General features: G+C 40.6%; 15 protein-coding genes. 10 read left to right on the top strand and 5 right to left on the bottom strand.

The window, feature by feature from the left end; genetic code table 11:
* The first annotated feature begins 47 nt into the window (after positions 1-47).
* The 5 genes from OK025_RS19785 to OK025_RS19765 all read left to right on the top strand — a co-directional run bounded on the left by OK025_RS19785 (position 48) and on the right by OK025_RS19765 (position 7,880).
* Positions 48-605 carry an RNA polymerase sigma-70 factor gene (locus tag OK025_RS19785; protein ID WP_317666384.1) on the top strand — a complete coding sequence of 186 codons (558 nt, stop codon included), beginning with the start codon at positions 48-50 and terminating at the stop codon, positions 603-605.
* A 67-nt stretch (positions 606-672) separates the two neighbouring features.
* Positions 673-1,812 carry a FecR family protein gene (locus OK025_RS19780; RefSeq protein ID WP_317666382.1) on the top strand — a complete coding sequence of 380 codons (1,140 nt, stop codon included), beginning with the start codon at positions 673-675 and terminating at the stop codon, positions 1,810-1,812.
* A 35-nt stretch (positions 1,813-1,847) separates the two neighbouring features.
* Entirely contained in the window at positions 1,848-5,120 is a 3,273-nt protein-coding gene (locus OK025_RS19775; protein ID WP_317666380.1) for a TonB-dependent receptor, read from the top strand.
* Between the two features lie 18 nt (positions 5,121-5,138).
* Entirely contained in the window at positions 5,139-6,689 is a 1,551-nt protein-coding gene (locus OK025_RS19770) for a RagB/SusD family nutrient uptake outer membrane protein (protein WP_317666378.1), read from the top strand.
* 69 nt (positions 6,690-6,758) lie between these two features.
* Entirely contained in the window at positions 6,759-7,880 is a 1,122-nt protein-coding gene (locus OK025_RS19765; RefSeq protein WP_317666376.1) for a DUF5009 domain-containing protein, read from the top strand.
* Positions 7,881-8,441: 561 nt separating this feature from the next.
* Here the strand turns inward: OK025_RS19765 and OK025_RS19760 are convergent.
* Positions 8,442-9,899, bottom strand: a complete 1,458-nt coding sequence (locus tag OK025_RS19760) for an exonuclease domain-containing protein (protein ID WP_317666374.1) — start codon at positions 9,897-9,899, stop codon at positions 8,442-8,444.
* Between the two features lie 261 nt (positions 9,900-10,160).
* Here OK025_RS19760 and OK025_RS19755 point away from each other — a divergent pair, with 261 nt between their 5' ends.
* Positions 10,161-10,442 (top strand): GNAT family N-acetyltransferase, encoded by a 282-nt coding sequence (locus OK025_RS19755; protein WP_317666373.1) that lies wholly within the window; start codon positions 10,161-10,163, stop codon positions 10,440-10,442.
* A 92-nt stretch (positions 10,443-10,534) separates the two neighbouring features.
* Here the strand turns inward: OK025_RS19755 and hutG are convergent, their stop codons facing one another.
* The 4 genes from hutG to hutH are packed head-to-tail and all read right to left on the bottom strand — an operon-like array spanning position 10,535 to position 16,376.
* Positions 10,535-11,539 carry a formimidoylglutamase gene (hutG, locus tag OK025_RS19750; RefSeq protein ID WP_317666372.1) on the bottom strand — a complete coding sequence of 335 codons (1,005 nt, stop codon included), beginning with the start codon at positions 11,537-11,539 and terminating at the stop codon, positions 10,535-10,537.
* Positions 11,536-13,554: a urocanate hydratase gene (locus OK025_RS19745; protein WP_317666370.1), complete on the bottom strand. Its 2,019-nt coding sequence runs from the start codon at positions 13,552-13,554 to the stop codon at positions 11,536-11,538. Before OK025_RS19745 ends, hutG begins: the two co-directional genes overlap by 4 nt.
* A gap of 4 nt (positions 13,555-13,558) precedes the next feature.
* Positions 13,559-14,809: an imidazolonepropionase gene (gene hutI / locus OK025_RS19740; RefSeq protein ID WP_317666368.1), complete on the bottom strand. Its 1,251-nt coding sequence runs from the start codon at positions 14,807-14,809 to the stop codon at positions 13,559-13,561.
* 7 nt (positions 14,810-14,816) lie between these two features.
* A complete protein-coding gene (gene hutH / locus OK025_RS19735) occupies positions 14,817-16,376 on the bottom strand; it encodes a histidine ammonia-lyase (protein WP_317666366.1) in 1,560 nt (519 codons plus the stop codon).
* Positions 16,377-16,453: 77 nt separating this feature from the next.
* On the opposite strand from hutH, the gene OK025_RS19730 reads away from it, so the two are divergent.
* The 4 genes from OK025_RS19730 (at position 16,454) to OK025_RS19715 (ending at position 19,053) form a co-directional block, all read left to right on the top strand.
* Positions 16,454-17,386: a LysR family transcriptional regulator gene (locus OK025_RS19730; protein ID WP_317666364.1), complete on the top strand. Its 933-nt coding sequence runs from the start codon at positions 16,454-16,456 to the stop codon at positions 17,384-17,386.
* A 118-nt stretch (positions 17,387-17,504) separates the two neighbouring features.
* Positions 17,505-17,795 carry an antibiotic biosynthesis monooxygenase family protein gene (locus OK025_RS19725; protein WP_088161631.1) on the top strand — a complete coding sequence of 97 codons (291 nt, stop codon included), beginning with the start codon at positions 17,505-17,507 and terminating at the stop codon, positions 17,793-17,795.
* Between the two features lie 109 nt (positions 17,796-17,904).
* Positions 17,905-18,411, top strand: a complete 507-nt coding sequence (locus tag OK025_RS19720; protein ID WP_075992695.1) for an S-ribosylhomocysteine lyase — start codon at positions 17,905-17,907, stop codon at positions 18,409-18,411.
* Positions 18,412-19,053 (top strand): hypothetical protein, encoded by a 642-nt coding sequence (locus OK025_RS19715; protein WP_317666362.1) that lies wholly within the window; start codon positions 18,412-18,414, stop codon positions 19,051-19,053.
* Positions 19,054-19,275 lie beyond the last annotated feature (222 nt).

The following is a 19,275-nucleotide window of genomic DNA, read 5'->3' as shown; positions in this document are numbered from 1 at the left end:
TAGCATTTCACGTCGTATAACCATAGAAAAACAAATTATTGTCTTGCATGAAAGATTTTGGAGGCCATTCAGATGAAGAGTTGATCGTGTTGATTCAACAAGACGATAGCTTAGCTTTCGAAGCTTTGTATGATCGCTATTGGAAAACGCTTTATTACCAGGCTGCCCGCAAAACAAATTCACTGGAAGATGCGCAGGAAATTGTACAAAATATCTTTACTTCACTTTGGCTGAGACGCCATCAACTCCAAATTGAGAGCAATCTCGCCTCCTACCTCGCTGTGGCCGTAAAATACAAAGTATTTAAATATCTCGCACAACAATACAAACAGGAAGCTTTTAAGCATGATACGGAATGGGTGGATTTTGATAACTCGACGGAAAATTGGCTCCAGTTTGAAGAGCTTCGTGTTCGGCTAGATCAGCTTGTTTCGGAACTGCCTGAAAAATGCCAGCTTGTTTTCAGATTATCCCGCGAAGAAGGACTCTCCTATAAGCAGATCGCTGAAAGTATGAACATCTCTGTGAAAACTGTCGAAACCCAATTAAGCCGTGCCTTAAAAAAAATACGCACTGGTATTCAGCGCTTTCTGATTACTTTGTAATTTTTTTTCTCTTCTTGTCAGGGTGTCAGCCCAATTTAGGGACTCTATATATAAATAACCTCTAAATATGGTTGATCATAATCAATTCCGGATAAAGCAATTGGCTTATAAATGGCTTCAAGGCACATGTAGCCCTGAAGAAGAGGCCGAACTGCAACAATGGTATGAAACAAGTAATGGCGAACCTCTCCCTATCCCCGAGGAGCTCGCAACGGATGAACAACAACTCAAAGAGCTGTTATTCTTACATATCAAGCAGGAAATCCAAGCGTCAAAAATCAAGCGAATTCCAAAATGGGTGAAATTGAGTGGAATAGCTGCTGCTTTAGCACTGTTATTTATACTACCCCTTTACCTTGTTAAAAGAACAACCGGAGACACCCCGCTGGTAGCTGTGAAGCCGCTACAGCAAGTTCATCCGGGTATTAAGGCAGCTGTATTAACTTTAGCTGATGGAACTAAAATTGACCTTTCTGCCCACCAACAGAGCGTTCTCCATCAGGATGAACAGGTGAAAATTGTTACAACTGCTTCCGGAACCGTGCAATATCAATTTACGGCCAGTAAGAATACTACTGCTAGCCGTACCAATACCATTGAAACGCCGATTGGAACAGAGTATACGATCATTTTGGCCGATGGCAGTAAGGTATGGCTAAACGCTGGCTCCGTGCTGACATTTCCTGAATCTTTTGCGTCAAATAGCCGTGAAGTAAAATTATCTGGTGAAGCCTATTTTGAAGTCAGCCACGATAGTAAGCGACCATTCTATGTGCGATCGAATGAACAAACCATTCGCGTATTCGGAACACATTTTAATGTAAGCTCCTATCCAAATGAAAACAATAAAACCACACTTATAGCAGGCTCTGTACAAGTCTCGCAATTCGGCAAGTCAAAAATGCTGAAACCTGGTCAAGCAGCATTTACCGCAGGCGGGAATCTTATCGTAGCAGAAGCCAATATCGAAGAAGCAATGGCCTGGAAAAATGGCTTTTTCTATTTTGAATCGACACCAATAAAAGATGCACTCGCTGCCATAAAACGCTGGTATAATGTAGATATTGTCTATAAGGGAACAAATGAAAAGCGTGAACTGACAGGAAAAATAAAACGTAATTCAACGGCCCAGCAACTGGTTGAGACCCTTAACTTCCTGGATATTAAATGTCGATTGCAAAACAATAAAATTGAAGTTGAACTCTAAATTATTTAATATAAAACAAACTTACCCAACTAATTATGTATAAACTTAAAACCATCCAAGGGGCTGGTAAAAAGGCAAAACTATTTGCTGCTTTACTCGCTATCCAATGCGTTTCCCATGCAAATAATTTGGCGATGGCGAATGTAAACCAAACTAAAATAAAGTTACAAAACAAGGAATACACTTTGGCAAAGTTTGCTAAAGAGATCGAGCGTCAGAGTTCTTATGTGTTTCTGTACGATAACTCACAGATTAATGATAACCAAAAAATCCGAATAAACCATAAAGATGGTTCTATTGTTGAAATTCTGGATGACAACCTGAAAGAGCTATCGTATTCTTATAAAATTGTCAACAACACCATTGTCCTAAAAAGGAAAACAGATGATATGCCCTTAAGAAACACGATCACTGTGCAACAGCTTGTCAAAGGGCGCGTTTCCGATAGCGATGGTAAAGCATTAACAGGGGTCACAATCCGCAATACAACAACAGGTAAACAAACGGAAACAGACAGTAAAGGTGAATTCTCGATTGAAGCAACCTCTACACATCAACTGAGCTTTAGTTCGATAGGTTATGAGACTATCAGTAGTACGGTAGGTTCCAATAGTTACCTCAATATACAGATGAAAACTGCCAACAACCAACTGGAGCAGATCGTTGTGGTCGGTTTTGGAACACAGAAAAAAAAGGACATCACGGGAGCCATTGCAACCATGAGCACAAAGGATATTGAAGATCGCCCTGTGACCCAATTGGCGAGTGCCATGGAAGGTAAAATGGCGGGGGTAGAAATTGTAAAATCCTCCGGACAACCGCAAGCTGGCTTCTCCATTCGTGTTCGTGGAACCTCTACAATTACTGCAGGTAGCAACCCATTATACATTGTAGATGGTGTCCCTACAGAAAATATATCGGAGCTCAATCCATCAGATATTCAAAGCATTTCGGTCTTAAAAGACGCTGCTTCTGCCGCTGTCTACGGATCGTCAGGAGCCAATGGCGTGGTGTTGATTACGACCAAAAGAGGAACAAACGGTAAGACACAGGTAAATTTCGAAACCTATCAAGGATTTTCAGCCATCAGAAAAAAGCCTAGCGTTCTAAATGCGGTACAATATAGAGAATTAATGACTGAGATGGGAGAAGCCTTGGATTGGTCGAAATATACCGCTGATACGAACTGGCCAGATCAGCTATTCCGCACCGGCCACAGCCAAAAATACCAGGCTTCAGTACGCGGTGGAGATGAAAAGACAGGGTTTTACATCTCTGGATCTTATCAAAAAGATAATGGTACAGTCATCACAAATACAGTTAACAAGGTCAATTTCAAGGTTAATTTGGATCATCAGATCAATAAAATCTTTAAAGTCGGGACAAGCTTATCTTACAACCGTTGGTACGACGTGGACATTACCGAGAACTCCCGAAATGGAGTCATCATGAATGCTTACCTGGGCTCTCCAGTCATCGGCATATACGGTGATAAGGGGGCTTTCGCAGTAGATCCATTCTATACGGATCTCGACAACCCCGTTGCATTGGCAACAGGCAACGAGCACAGCTATATCAACAACAGATTTACAGGAAATGCCTTTGTGGAAGCCAATATCCTACCGGGATTAAAATTCAAATCGCTGTTTGGGTATGAGAAATTTAACAACCAGTACCGCACTTTTGTGGATCCGTTCCGCACGACAGAGGGTAGAAAATATAAAGGGATGGCGACGCTCCAGCAGCAGGATAATCAGTATTGGATGTCCGAAAATACATTAAACTATGACAGAACTTTTAGTGACAAGCACCACTTCACAGGTTTAATAGGTTATATTACCACTAAAACACAAACAACAATCTCAAATATCGCTACCCAGAATTTTGCTAATCCAGCAATTCATACCGTTAATGGAGGTTCGATGATTACGGCGATGCCAACAGCGATAGATGCTGCTGTATCCACTGTCTCCGGCATTGCAAAAATCGGTTATGATTATAACGACAAGTACTTATTTACAGCCAATCTGAGAGCTGACGCGTCATCTGTATTCGGGCCTAATAACCGTTGGGGTTACTTCCCTTCTTTCTCTGCCGGCTGGCGTTTATCCAATGAAGACTTCTTTAGTTCGCTGAAAAACACGGTAAACGATTTGAAAATCCGCGCTAGTTGGGGTAAGGTTGGAAATAGCCAAATCCCGGCCTTTTCCTATCTTGGTTTAGTTGACGTCACGGGATCGTACAATATCGGCGATCAGGTTGTACCGGGGTATACACCTGCTACCTTGGACAACCCCAATCTAAAATGGGAAACAACAAACCAGACCGACATTGGTGTGGATGCCAGTTTCTTTAATTCTAGATTGATATTTGGTGCAGATTATTATGCAAAAAGGACTGTAGGCCTACTTCTCAACTCAAGAGTTCCGTATAGTTCCGGTTATAGAACTGCGCTGAAAAACCTCGGCGACCTACAGAATAAAGGTTTCGAATTCGAATTGAGTAGCCGAAATTTCGTTCACGATTTCAAATGGAATACAACAGTCACCTTTGGGCTCAATCGCAATAAAGTACTGAATATTGATGGCGGAACCTACTATGACGGAAATATTGATGGCCGCGGCAATAGTACGATTGCAAAAGAAGGGGTTGCATTGGGATCATTCTGGGGTTACGTCGCGAAAGGCGTCAATCCAGAGACCGGAGATATGATCTATCAGATGGCCGACCCTGAAGCAGGTCTTCAAACGAGTGATATGGCTATCATTGGTAATGCTACACCAAAATTCTCTTATGGCATGACAAATGATTTTAGTTATAAGAACTTCAGCTTTTCTTTTTTCTTACAGGGTGTACAGGGAAATGATATCCTTAATGCGACACGTATTTATACAGAGGGTATGTGGGAACCGAGAAACCAAAGTACTGCCGTATTAAACAGATGGACAGTCAATAACAAAAATAGTACTATGCCGCGTCCGGATCTAAATAATACAGATGACAACTACAATTCACAGATTTCTTCCCGTTTTGTAGAGAAAGGTTCCTACCTCAGGGTAAAATCGATGACCTTGGCCTATACCCTACCTAAACAGGTGCTTGAAAGATGGAAGCTCAATAAGGTCCGTCTTTATGTGACAGGCGAGAATCTGTTAACATTCACAAAATACTCAGGTCTAGATCCTGAGGTAAGCATGTATGGGGGAACTAACCAGGAAACCGTGAGCTCCAATATGGCGCCGGGCATCGATTTTGGTACTTCGCCGCAGGCACGCTCCTTTATTGTTGGTTTAAACCTAACTTTTTAACCTTTTAGCTTACAAACAATGAAATCAAATAGATATACGTCATTAGCCATCGCCTTATTGGCTTCTCTTGCTCTAAATTCCTGCAAAAAGTTTTTAGATCTTCAGCCTACCTCCACGGTAACGAGTGAAAATGCCTATCTCACCGGAGACAATATTGAGAAAGCATTAAACGGGGCCTATAATTCTTTTATAGGCAATGGTACCCGCCCAGGAAGCAATGCCAATTATTATCAATGGGAGATGATTTTACAGACCGATATCCGTTCGGACAATGCGCATGCGGCCGGCGGTGGTGAGATAGACTTTGCACAAATTGACTATAATACGATTACGAATACCAATGAAATGGTACGCAGGGATTGGGAAGAACTATATGGAGCAATCTCAAAATGCAATATCGTTATCGACAATGTTGGTAAAGTCACAGATCCTACTTTTTCGGATGAAAGACGCAAACAAATTCTTGGAGAAGCTTCATTTTTAAGAGCCTTCCATTATTATCAATTGGTCAAACTTTACGGTGGTGTCCCCTTGGAAAAACACTCCAACAGTACAGATTCGGAAGTATTACGCATCAAGCGATCAACTGTAGAGGAGGTTTATGATTTTATAGATTCGGATCTACAAGTGGCAGCAAACAATCTTCCCGATGGATTTGGACAGCCCTCTATTGACAAGGTTAGAGCTACAAAAGGTGCTGCAAATGCCTTGCTGACAAAGATATGGGCGCAACGCCCTGATCGGGATTACAATAAGGTATTGCAATACGCCAATGCAGTGATCACTGGAAAAGGTGGCTATCAGCTCCTTCAAAACTATGCGGATCTTTTTGACGGTAAACATAACTATAACAGTGAATCCATCATAGAGATTCCCTATATCGCCGGCAGTCCCAATCTAAGCTGTTGGGGTGGCGCATTCTTTTTCCCGGATCTTGATGAAAATGGCCAAATCAACGAAAACGAATGGCGCCGGTATGGCACACCTTCGAAAGATCTTGTCGAAGCTTATGACAACGCTGGCGACACTGAACGAAAGAATGCCAACATCTGGTTTTTCTCTGTGCCTTGGGCAGATGAGTTCTGGAACCCTTGTGGAGATGCCGATACAGAAATCCCATTTAATGTAAAGCAAAAACATGCCAACAGCTTCCAAAGTGGCGATCATTTTTACCTTTTGCGGCTTGCGGACATCATTCTGCTTAAAGCAGAGGCTCAAAACGCCTTGGAAAATGCTTCTGGTGCGCTAAACACTATAAACATCATACGTCGTCGCGCAGGGCTCTCCGATTTATCCGGTGTCAGCTCCAGTGCACTGAAGGCCATCATTCTTAACGAGCGCCGATTGGAACTTGCTTTCGAAGGTCAACGTTGGGATGACTTAAATCGTTATGGTGTCACAGTAGATGTAATGAATAAATTAAATGAAATAAAATTTACATGCGATAACGGCAAACAGAGCAACCCTACGTTAATTAAGTATAATTTTAACCAAAATAGCCTGCTCCTTCCAATACCATTATTGGAACTGCAGGCAAATCCGAGCCTGACTCAAAATCCAGGCTATTAATTAGACCAAGCATTAGGCTGTTCAAAAGATTGATTCCTTGAACAGCCTTTTTTACGAATATACTTTATTATGACTCGTTTTAAATCACTGGATATTTTCCGTGGGTTTACACTCGCGGCGATGATTCTCGTCAATAATCCCGGCAACTACCACCATGTATTTCCTCAACTTGAACACTCCATCTGGCATGGATGTACGTTTACAGATCTTATATTTCCATTTTTCTTATTTGCTGTTGGAAACTCGATGGCATTTTCTTTAAAAAATATCAATCAACAGGCTCCATCAGCCTATTGGCAAAAAGTTGCGAAAAGAACAGGCATCCTTTTTATGCTGGGCATCTTTTTAAATGTTTTTCCTTTTGTTGAATGGAATAGCCTTCACCAGTTGGAATGGATTCCATTTGCCAAATACAGGTATTTCGGCGTATTGCAACGTATCGCTATCTGTTATTTCAGTTGCGCCATGTTAGTATATTATTTTAAAGATAATGGCGCAATTATCATCGGTACGGCATTTCTCTTGTTCTATTGGTTGATTTGCTACTATAGTAATCCATCGGATCCTTATAGTTTGGACGGTTGGTTCGGAACTGCACTTGATATTCGAATCTTCGGTGCATCCCATCTCTATCACGGCGAGGGCACAGCATTTGATCCAGAGGATATCTGGAGCGTTTTACCGGCCATCAGTCAAACAATATTCGGGTATATTACCGGAAAGTACATTATTCAAAAACTGACAGGAAAAAGGGAGCTGATGAACCTATTTATCGTAGGTCTGTCCTTTATCCTGATTGGCTATCTATGGTCATTTGTTTTTCCTATTAATAAGAAGATCTGGACCAGCAGCTACGCCGTATTCAGCACTGGAATTGCACTCTCTTTTCTCGGTATATTAATCTATCTTATCGAATTTCAAAACATCAAAGGGATAATTTACACTGTCCTTGACGATTTCGGTAAGAATACACTATTTATCTATTGTCTTAGCGGCTTAATCCCCACGATTTGTTCTTTTATTCTCATCGGGGATACACATCAAAATCTTTGGAACTTAACCTACCATTTCCTGTTTGATAGCTGGCAAAACCAACGATTATCCTCAGCCCTTTTTGCGCTGCTATTTGTCGCTTTGAATTGGTTGATCGCATATTGCCTACGGAAGAAAAAAATCTATATCAAAATCTAGGTCAAGGTGCCATTGGCTTAAAATAGGCAATCTGAATAATAGGAATAAAAAAAAAAGGGCCAAGGCCCTTTTTATATATAAAGATATGGATAAGATATACCGCAGCTACTTTTAGAAAACGCCCCATCTTTGTTTTACTATTTCGCTATTACAGTATGCTGACACTAAAATAGCTTAAACTAACTACACAGAGAAAAAACTTAGGGGGACAAAAGGGGGACAAACGATAATATGTTTAAAACCAATAAATTAAAAGAGTTTTAAATTTTAAAAAATTATCCATTTTATCTTTGCCAATCAATATGTAAGGAGGATTCCCGGTCAAATTCCAGTTAAGAAGTAATAAAAAAAAGAAAACCTGAGGTTGGGAGCCCCAGGTTTTAACTAACCAATTATTAACCTAAATTATGAAAAGTCTTTTTTTATATTTTACATAAATAATATTTCAACTATTGGACCAAAATATGCCACTAATACGTATTTCACATTTCTTTAACAGATTACTGAGATTGAAATGACCAAACAGAGCCATTAACAAAATATAACGTAAAAATCCTCCACTCAGACAAAGTTAAAAAGGTTATTCGGAGACATTTTGTCATAAGATAAATTGGGTTCTGCTGCAACAGCGAGGAGCGTAGATTTTGTTAGGAAATGTACTTTATTAGGCTGCCTTTCTGCGGCCATTTTGACCAATTCCATCATGTAGTGATTACTTTGATATTTATTGACCTGCCTTTTTATGTCTTCAAGCTCGTTACATTGACAATATTGGTCAATATAACCCATTCCATAAAAAAGACCATTTTCAATGACGATACAGCTTTTTTCATCGGAATTACGTCCTTTATCGATCAGGACGTAAGACGGTCGCTCCCTAAGCCACTCCTCAATACAACGTTCAACTCTCGTATTATGCAGGATTCGGTCAGGCAAATCATTCTTTTTTATGGATTTCGTGGTCAAGCTGGCATGACCAAACTGACAAAATTGCGGATTAATATCCCCCTCCCGAATAAATGTTTGCAGCAATTGAATCGCATCATATTCACGTTGAAACAATTGGATACACGCTTGTCCCTTTATTATCTTCCCAATAGCCAGGTGGAGGTAGCCATTTTGATCCTCATAAGAGAACAAACCGAATTTGGGTTCATATCGCTTAAGCGCCCGATTATATTTTGGCCAAAACCTTTTAATCTCTGCACATTCCAAAAGAAGTGCCATAAGCTCTGTGCCACAGCATTCGTAACTTATATGATGAATTTCTTTTAAAAAATTCTGCCTTTGTGCTTGAATATTATTTCCCGTAAAATGGGACAATACTCTTTTTTTGATATTTACGGCCTTGCCAACATAAATAACTTTTCCAAGTTTGTCATGAAAATAATAAACTCCGGCCTCATTAGGCAATTGCTCATACTCTGACGGATTTAAATGCGGGGGAAAACGTTGGTCTAGTGCTTTATGTTTAATCATATCCTGAAAGACCTGCTCGGTATCCAGCGCTTTTAAATAAGCAAAAAGAATAGCCGTTGCATTGGCGTCACCGCCCGCACGATGCCTATTTTCAATAGGGATATCTAAATAATCACATAGACGTCCTAAACTATAGGATAATAATCCCGGCTTTATTTTTCGTGCATAGCGTACCGTACATAATTTTATAGCTGACCACTCGAAGCCCGATTCCTGAAGTTGAAATCGGATGAATGAATAGTCAAAATTTACATTATGTGCAACAAAAATACGGTCTTCAAGCATTCCATAAATATGTTCGGCTACTTCATCAAATAATGGAGCATCCTTTACCATCTCATTATCGATGCCAGTAAGTGCAAAAATCGAATTCGGAATTTCTTTCCCTGGATTAACCAATGTTTCCCAACGTTCCAACACTTGATTACCATCGTGAATAACAATGGCAACCTCCGTAATCCGACTTGATTTTGCATTGCCGCCTGTAGTCTCTATGTCCACAATGGCAAACTCTTGTTTTTTGCTTTGATTTACACTCATAACGCAAAGCAAACATACTAAAAATATTAGCTATTCAAAAAAAATCCCCGCACTTTTACAAAATACGGGGAAACCAATTATATAATCCAAATAATGAAAATAGCAATTTTTAGAAGCTACCTGAAGATACGACAATAATTAACCAAATGATTAAAACAACAGATTTATTACAAAACTACGATCCACCCAGCGAAAACTGTTCATGTTATATATTGTTGAATTTTGTTTATTTTGTAATTTCCTTTAATTATCTTCATGCTCATGGAAGTAATACAAAAAAATAACGACAAACATGGTAGCTTTGAGGTTATCGATCAGGAAAATTCCGTTGCACAAATGACATACACTTGGGCTGGCCCTACAAAATTCATCATAGATCATACAGAAGTGGGCTCCGAGTATGCTGGGAAAGGGCTAGGCAAACAAATGTTAATGGCAGCAGTTGCTTATGCCCGCAGAGAACATTTAAAAATTATGCCACTATGTCCATTTGCAAAATCAGTTTTTGATAAGGATCCCACATTAGCCGATGTACTTTTTTAATACCTCTCCTAATAATGAGAAAAAGGTTAGGCTTTTTTCAAAGAAAACCTAACCTTTTTTTATCAACAACAATATACTTTACAGTATATTTCTTAATCAATTTTTGTTGCTATTTTGTTTGTCAACTTAAATATCAGATCAGCTGCCAATTTGGCTGTTCTGGAATCTATGTCAAAATAAGGGTTTAATTCGGCAAAATCGACAGATCTTATATTGGGTAGATCTAAAAGAATATCATAAATTGTAAAAAATAGCTGATCCGGGACAATACCGTTAAATGCCAATGCACTTACTCCCGGCGCATAGGCTGCTGCGAAAGCATCAAGATCAATCGTCAAATACACATAATCCACCGATTTGGAGAAACGAACAATTTTTTCCCTAATTAAATCAAGCTTTTCAATGATCAAACTCTCTCTTTCAATAATCTGCACATCCTTCTCTTTGGCATAGTCCAACAATCCCTTGGTGTTACTAATTTCCTGAATACCAATTGCTAAGTAATGAAATGGCAAATCAGCTTTAGACTGATCCTGCTCGATTTGAAAGAAGCCCGTTCCAGAATTTCCTTTGCCATCCTCCAATGGACGGATGTCTAAATGGGCATCCAAATTAATAATGCCAAGACTTTGATTACGACTCTTTAAAAATTCTTTAACACCCAAATAATGGCCATAAGCTACTTCATGGCCACCACCTAAGATGACTGGAAATCCTTCTTGTTCGAGAATACAATTTAAAGCAGCCCCTAGCCCCTGCTGAGACAACTCTAAATCATTGTCTTTTAAAAGTATATCACCACAATCTTTAAGTTTTAGTTTATCAGAAAAATGGACAGGAAGGTTTGTTAATACATTCCGGAGTGCTGTCGGTCCATCTTTGGCCCCTACACGACCTTGATTGCGTGCAACACCCTCATCGCTACAGAATCCGAGAAAAGCAATGGACTGCCTTAAATTGGGCTGCTCGAGAAGATCAACACAATCCATTAATTGATGCCAACGCATCCATTCACGATCCTGGCCATCGATACGCCCCTTCCAGACCGCTTGGTCTCCTTTGTTATATATTTCCGGATTATTCAACAATAAGTTCATTCGCCCAGATTAAATAATTGTTCGATAATATCGTCATCTACAAGTTGCGCGCGCGTAACCTGCAATGTGGAATTTCTCTCCATTGCACGATCTAGCGCCTGATTAGCTTCCTTATTTCTAGCCCAGGCGCGCCTGGCAATCCCATTATTCACATCAAAATACAGCATCGTTTCCAATTTAAAAGCTGCTTCTGCTGAGCCATCTAGCAGTAGACCGAAGCCACCGTTGATGACTTCACCCCAACCGACTCCGCCGCCATTGTGAATAGATACCCAAGTGGCCCCCCGGAAACTGTCGCCAATGACGTTATGAATAGCCATATCTGCTGTAAATTGACTGCCGTCGTAGATATTACTGGTCTCCCGATAAGGTGAATCGGTACCGCTCACATCATGATGGTCTCTTCCCAAAACAATAGGTGCTTCAAATAAGCCACTTTTTACGGCTTCATTAAAAGCCTTTGCTATGGCAATACGTCCATTTGAATCTGCATAAAGAATACGCGCCTGAGAGCCTACTACAAGTCTATTTTTACCAGCTTCTTTAATCCATTGAATATTATCTTGCATCTGCTGCTGAATCTCCATAGGGGCTTCTTTTCGAAGCTTTTCTAAAACTGTCATGGCTATTTCGTCTGATTTTTGAAGATCCGAAGCCTTTCCAGACGTGCAAACCCAGCGAAAGGGTCCAAAACCATAGTCAAAACACATTGGGCCAAGAATATCTTGTACATAAGATGGGTAGCAGAATTGATCCTTTTTATCATTCCAAACCGCTGCACCAGCACGACTGCTCTCCAACAGAAACGCGTTACCGTAATCAAAGAAATAGGTTCCTTTGGCTACATGCTTATTGATGGCATCGACATGTCGTATCAAGCTTTCTTGGACACATCGCTTAAACCGGTCAGGATCGGTCGCTAACAACGCATTGGATTCTGCAAAGGTTAACCCCATCGGATAATAGCCTCCAGACCAAGGATTATGTAATGATGTTTGATCAGATCCTACCGTGATGTGAATATTTTCGCGATCAAAGGCTTCCCACACTTCGACAATATTACCGATATAGGCGAAGGAAATTGTTTCCTTTTGATCCATCGCCAACTGCACCTGTTCAACGAGTTCATCGATGTTTTCTACCAATCGGTCTACCCAACCCTGTTCATGGCGTTTTCTTGCCGCAGCGGGATTTATTTCGGCACATACGGTGATACAGCCGGCAATATTACCTGCTTTGGGCTGTGCACCACTCATTCCTCCCAACCCAGAAGTCAAAAATACCTTGCCTTGAATTGAATCTTCCTTTGCCAAATGTTTCCGGAAAGCGTTCATGACAGTAATTGTGGTGCCATGCACAATACCCTGCGGACCAATATACATATAGGAACCTGCTGTCATCTGTCCATATTGTGTAACACCTAAGGCGTTAAAACGTTCCCAGTCATCCGGTTTCGAATAGTTTGGAATCATCATGCCATTGGTTACAACAACACGAGGCGCATGCTGTGCGGAAGGGAAAAGCCCCATTGGATGACCACTGTAAAGATGTAACGTTTGTTCATCTGTCATCTGCGAAAGATACTGCATGGTGAGGCGATATTGCGCCCAATTTTGGAAAACAGCTCCATTCCCGCCATAGGTAATCAGTTCATGGGGATGTTGTGCTACAGCTGGATCGAGGTTGTTCTGAATCATCAACATAATAGCCGCCGCCTGCTTACTCACTGCTGGATAATCATCTATTGGTCGAGCATACATGGCATATTCGGGTCTAAAACGGTACATGTAGATTCGGCCATAGGCACGAAGCTCCTCTAAAAACTCAGGCGCTAAAACGGCATGCCATGGTTTCGGGAAATAACGCAATGCATTCCGTAGGGCCAGCTTTTCCTCCGACTTGGTGAGAATATCCTTTCGTCTGGGCGCATGACTTATTGTATGATCTCGTTCTACTTTTGGAGGTAATACGGTCGGAATACCTTCCGCAACCTCGCGCTTAAATGTATCTTCCATGTTATTATATTGAGAATACTTCCTGACCATTTTTCCATACTGCCGTAGGCTGCAAGCTTCCTTGGTAGTAAGTAATATCCTGATAATTATCTGTTTTAAATAAACTGAAGTCTGCTTTCATGCCCTTGGTCAATACGCCGCGATCCGACAGATTTAAGGCTTTTGCAGCACGGTAGGTTAGTGCTGCAAGCAGCTCAGCATTCGTCAACTTTTCTGCTGTTGCCAAAATACTCGCACTCGTCAGTAACTGTCCCATGGGCGCGGAACCTGGATTCCAGTCACTTCCTATTGCCAAACATGCCCCTGCATCCAGCAACTTTCTAGCAGGTGTAAAACCACATCCGAGGCCAATGGAGGCTGCAGGCAGCGCCACAGCAACAGTAGCTGAGTGTGCGATGAGTTCTATTTCAGCCGCAGTTGATGCTTCAAGATGATCCGCAGAATGCGCACCGAGTTCTACAGCAATCTGACTTCCCGAAGTGGTAAACTGATCGGCATGAATCGTCAGATCAAAACCCATTTCTTTTGCTTTTCGTAAATAGGCCACAACGTCTTCCCCCTGAAAAGCCGTTTTTTCGATAAATGCGTCAATCCGATTCGACAACCCTTCTGATTTCAATAGGGGAAAAAGATCTGTTGTGATCAGATGAAGATATTCTTTTGCCGATCCGTCGAAGTCCCGTGGGAGCATATGTGCCGCCAAACAAGTTGGAATAAGGTCTGATGCCGTACGACGATCCGATTCCTGAATGACCCGTAATATCTTAAGTTCTTCTTTAACATTGAGACCGTAACCACTTTTAACTTCAATTGTTGTGATTCCTTGCCTTAATAGAAAATTTGCGCGCTGGATGGTGAGATCAATCAATTCTTCGGCGTTACAATCCCGCGTATGGGAAACGGTGCTCCAGATCCCACCTCCTGCCGCTGCAATCTCCAGGTAGCTTGAGCCCGCATTTCGAAGGGCGAAATCATTCGCTCGATTACCGGCAAAAGCAATATGTGTATGGCAATCAATAAAGCCTGGCAGAGCGACCTGATCTCCTTCTACAAGTACAAGTGCCGCCTCCTTTCCCCATTGCAGTTGTAGTTGCTCAAAATCCCCTACTTCCAATATATGATTACCTGCTATTAAAATACCACCTTCTTTAATAATAGCCAATTGTTTATCGTGGAGTGCCCCATTTTCGGGCATATTTGACATCGTTAATACCTGCCTAAAAGGTCCAACTAATTTCAGCTCTTTTTCCATCATTCTTCGTTTAAAACATCTCAAACCTTTGTTTCAAATCCGCTTCCATCTCACCTGTAGCATATTGACGATGCAATGTGATCAGTTCGCCTGATTTTACGAGCCTTTGTGCCTCAGTCAGCAGCTCTTCCATAGGTTGATCGGATTCAATATGCGGAATAGACTGACGAATTCTTGCATGGATAGCTTCCAATGCTGCAGTCGATTTTAATGGCTGATGGTAATCCTTGGCCTGTGCCGCACATAACAGTTCAATACTTAGTATTTTATCGACATTGTCAATGACCTGCAGTAATTTTCGGCCGGCAATAGATCCCATACTGACATGATCTTCCTGGCCTAAAGAGGTAGGAATACTATCTGCACTTGCAGGAAAACAAAGTCCTTTATTCTCACTTGCAATCGCGGCAGTGCTATATTGTAAGATCATAAATCCTGAATTGAGACCGGTTGACTTCATTAACAATTTTGGGACACCGTTGGTTTGACCTTCTAAAGACAAATAGACCCTTCGGTCCGAAATATTGCCAATTTCCGATGCGGCCAGTGTGGCATAATCCAAAGGCAAAGCGATTGACTGTCCGTGAAAGCTACCGCCACTAATGGTGAGTTCATCATTAATGATCACAGGATTGTCGGTCACTGCGTTTATTTCGATTTCTATGGTATCCTTCAAATGAAACCAAGCATTGCGTGATGCTCCATGGACCTGAGGGATACAGCGCAGCGAATAGGGATCTTGTACACGAGAACAGTCTTTGTGGCTTTCCAAAATAGCCGAGCCATGAAGCATGTTAAAAATGCTTGCAGCAACATAGCGGTTTCCTGGGTGCGGGCGTAATTGATGTAATTCTGTAAAAAATGGTTTTATTGAACCATTTAAGCCTTCAATCATTAAGGTAGCAATAATATCAGCGTTCTGAAGTACACGATTTAACTCGGCAACAGCCATCACACCATGTGCCGCCATAAATTGAGTTCCATTGATTAAAGCCAGACCCTCTTTTGCGCCCAACTGAACCGGTGCCATACCGTGTTTTTCCAAAACGGCTGCTGTCTCCACAATCTCCCCTTCTACGTTGACTTTTCCTAGGCCAATCAATGGTAAAAATAAATGTGACAATGGAGCCAAATCACCCGATGCGCCCACAGAACCTTGTTTAGGAACCACAGGAATGACATCATTTTCAATATGCCAAATAATCCGCTCAATCGTCGCATACTTGACTCCTGAAAATCCCTTAGAAAGTGCGTGAACTTTAAGAATAAGCATCAATTTGGCCAAATCGTTGGCTATAGGTTCTCCCATACCGACAGCATGGCTTTTTAGAATATTTTCCTGTAACAGCTGCGTTTGACTTGCATCAATAAGTGTGGTACACAATGGACCGAAACCTGTATTGATCCCATAGACAACCTCACCGCGCTCTACTATTTTCCTGACATAACTGGCGCTTTGCTCAATCTTATCCTTGACTTCGGGGGAAATTTCCCCGGTAACTGTTCCTTTTGCTATCGCTAAAGCAGTGGAGCATGTTAGCTGCCCACTGCCATATAAAAATTTTTCCATTATCATAACTGCTTTACTCAAATGTAGTTGCTATATTTGATAATTAGAAATACCATTTTTATCATCAATTGATAACCATGAATTATCAAATAGAGCTAAGACATTTACTATATTTTAAGGTATTGGCGGAAGAGCTGCATTTTAGAAGGGCTGCCGAAAAATTATTTATTGCGCAACCAGGCTTGAGCAGACAAATTAAACAGTTGGAGGAATCCTATGGCGTAACACTTTTTGAGCGTAATAAACGAAATGTTCAAATGACTGAAGCGGGGCTGTATCTCTTTCAGGAGGTGGAAGAACTATTTAGGCACTTGGATCAGATTGAAACTCAACTTCAAAGTTTTGCCAACGGTAAAATAAGCACCTTAAAGCTGGGGTTTATCGGATCAGCTGTTCAAACAATCCTGCCGGAACTACTTGTTAATTTAAAACAGCAGCAGCCTGATATCGAGTTAACACTTCACGAACTAGCGAATGAAACCCAGCTGGATCTGCTGGAGAAAAAAGAACTGGACTTAGGGTTTGTTCGTCTTTCCGAAACGCCACCCGGGTTATGTAGCCTGCCTATACATACAGAGCATTTTAGTCTCGTTTTACCCAACGGTCATCCCCTATTGAAGTCGCCGCGTGCAAGTCTTGACGCATTCAAAAATGAATCATTTATCTTATTTTCCAAAAACTATAGCCATTCTTATTATGATCTCGTGATGAGTATTTTTAGTGACCATAAGTTTATCCCCAAAGTTACTTTACGGACAGTGAATGCTTTGACCATTTTTAATATGGTAGCGCAAGGACTGGGTGTTGCCATTGTTCCTTCCTCTTTAAAGAACGGCTACCATGTTGATGTTACTTTCCTTGAATTGGATACTTTGCCGCAGCGAACAACGCTCTCCTTGGTTTGGAATGCCCAAAATCGTAATCCCGGTATTCCATTAGTTGTTCAGATCATCGCTTCGCAAACCAACAAAGCTAAGCCTGATACCGCCGGCATAAACAATAATAGCTAAGCCTGCATCAGAAGATTGCCAAATAAATTGTTCGGATAAGCTTGTTATTGTATTGTATATAAAAAACAAATTATCTAAGTTTGATATATTTACTAAACTTTATTTAAAAAAACGAATTATGATTTTAGAAGTAGCTGTATTACAAATTATTGAAGGGCAACAGTCCGATTTTGAAAGAGATTATAAAACAGCTTGCCAGTATATTAGTGCGAGTAAAGGTTATATCACGCATTCCTTACGTAAATGTATTGAAAAAGATAACCAGTACATTTTGTTGGTTGAATGGGAAACTTTAGAAGACCATACCATTGGTTTCAGGGAGTCGGCCTTATTTAAGGAATGGGAGAAACTTTTACACCATTACTACGATCCATTTCCAACAGTCGAACATTATGAAGTGTTAAAATAGTAGTTTTGTCGTTCTTTTCTACAATAATCTAGTATCTTTGTAGAAATTTTTGATATTCAACTTTTAACCCCTATAACGTCACAAGCGTTATAGCTTTGAACAGAACAAGATGTACACAAAAGAAAAAGCAAAAGTAAATAGTTTTACGGTAGATCATACCAAGTTAAAACAAGGGATCTACGCTAAAGCTTCTACAACCAATAACAGCAATGTTGAGAGTTACACAACTTACGACATTCGCATGATCAGACCGAATTCTCCGGAGCGTATGCTATCACCTGAGGTCATGCATACCTTAGAACATTGTTTTGCAACAGAAATTAGAACCATCTTAGGTGATGAAGTTATTTATGTTGGGCCAATGGGTTGTTGCACGGGATTTTATGTTGTATTGGCTGGAACAGCGAAAACTCCTCAGAATGTGGCGGAATTGATGAAAGAAGTATTAGAGACTGTTCTTACAGAAGGATACGAAGTACCTTTCCAAAATCCAATTAGCTGCGGAAACTACACATTCATGGATTTTCCCACCTCAAAACAGGCTTGTGTTAACTTCTTAAATCTAATTACTGCCGAAGAATTGGAATTTGAGTATCCATATATCGAAGAAAATTAAATGATCCTGAATAAAGATATTGAAACGATTATCTTGGTAGCAAATAAAAATGAGCTATCTTTTAATTCGACAAGTGAATCGACTTTTGTATACGAAATTGGTGTAGGTAAAGTAAATGCGCTCCTGTCCGTAGCTACGCTTTACGAGGACATCAAAGCATTAGGGATCAGTCCTGTTCTTCTCAATGTTGGCACGGTAGGTTGTACAAGGCATCCGATAGGCCATGTCCTTTATCCGGCATACTATGCACAAGGGGATGCTTATACGGATGGATTTTTCCTGGAAAACACCTTGTTTTTTAAAGGTCAAGGCGTATTGGAATCCATATCTCGTGATGAATTTCGCTACGAAGATGCACTTTTGACATCGGATCGTTTTATCAATGTAAATACTGCTTTTTATCAGGATATCAAACATTTTAATCCTTTGGCATTTGATATGGAATCTTATGCCTTAGCGAATTTCTGTTTTCAAAAAAATCTCACCTTTCATAGTATTAAAATTGTTTCAGACAATTGTGATGGTACAGTGAAAGATTGGGAAAGTATTTTAGGCGAAATTTCAGGGAGATTAGGTGATATTCTCGATCAATTCATGAAAAAGCTGGATAACGAAAAAGCTGTAGCGGTCAGTGTATCGTAATTTTCAGTATATCGGAATCTAATGAAATAGCAAAAAAAGACCTGTAGAAATAGAGGTCTTTTTTTTTGCAAAATACCTTGTTCTTTCTTCAACAGCTTCCCTATTGTCTTTCTAATTTGAATTTATTCAAACTATTCTCTCCCGAGGTTGTTCAGATAAGTGGATTACAAGCCCATCGTTATTTCAATATAACTCTTCCACACTGCAAATAAATCGATCTAA

It is taken from the genome of Sphingobacterium sp. UGAL515B_05, from assembly GCF_033097525.1.
Lineage (GTDB): Bacteria > Bacteroidota > Bacteroidia > Sphingobacteriales > Sphingobacteriaceae > Sphingobacterium.
The sequence above is the reverse complement of the archived record's forward strand: the minus strand, read 5'-3'. Positions and strand labels throughout refer to the sequence as shown.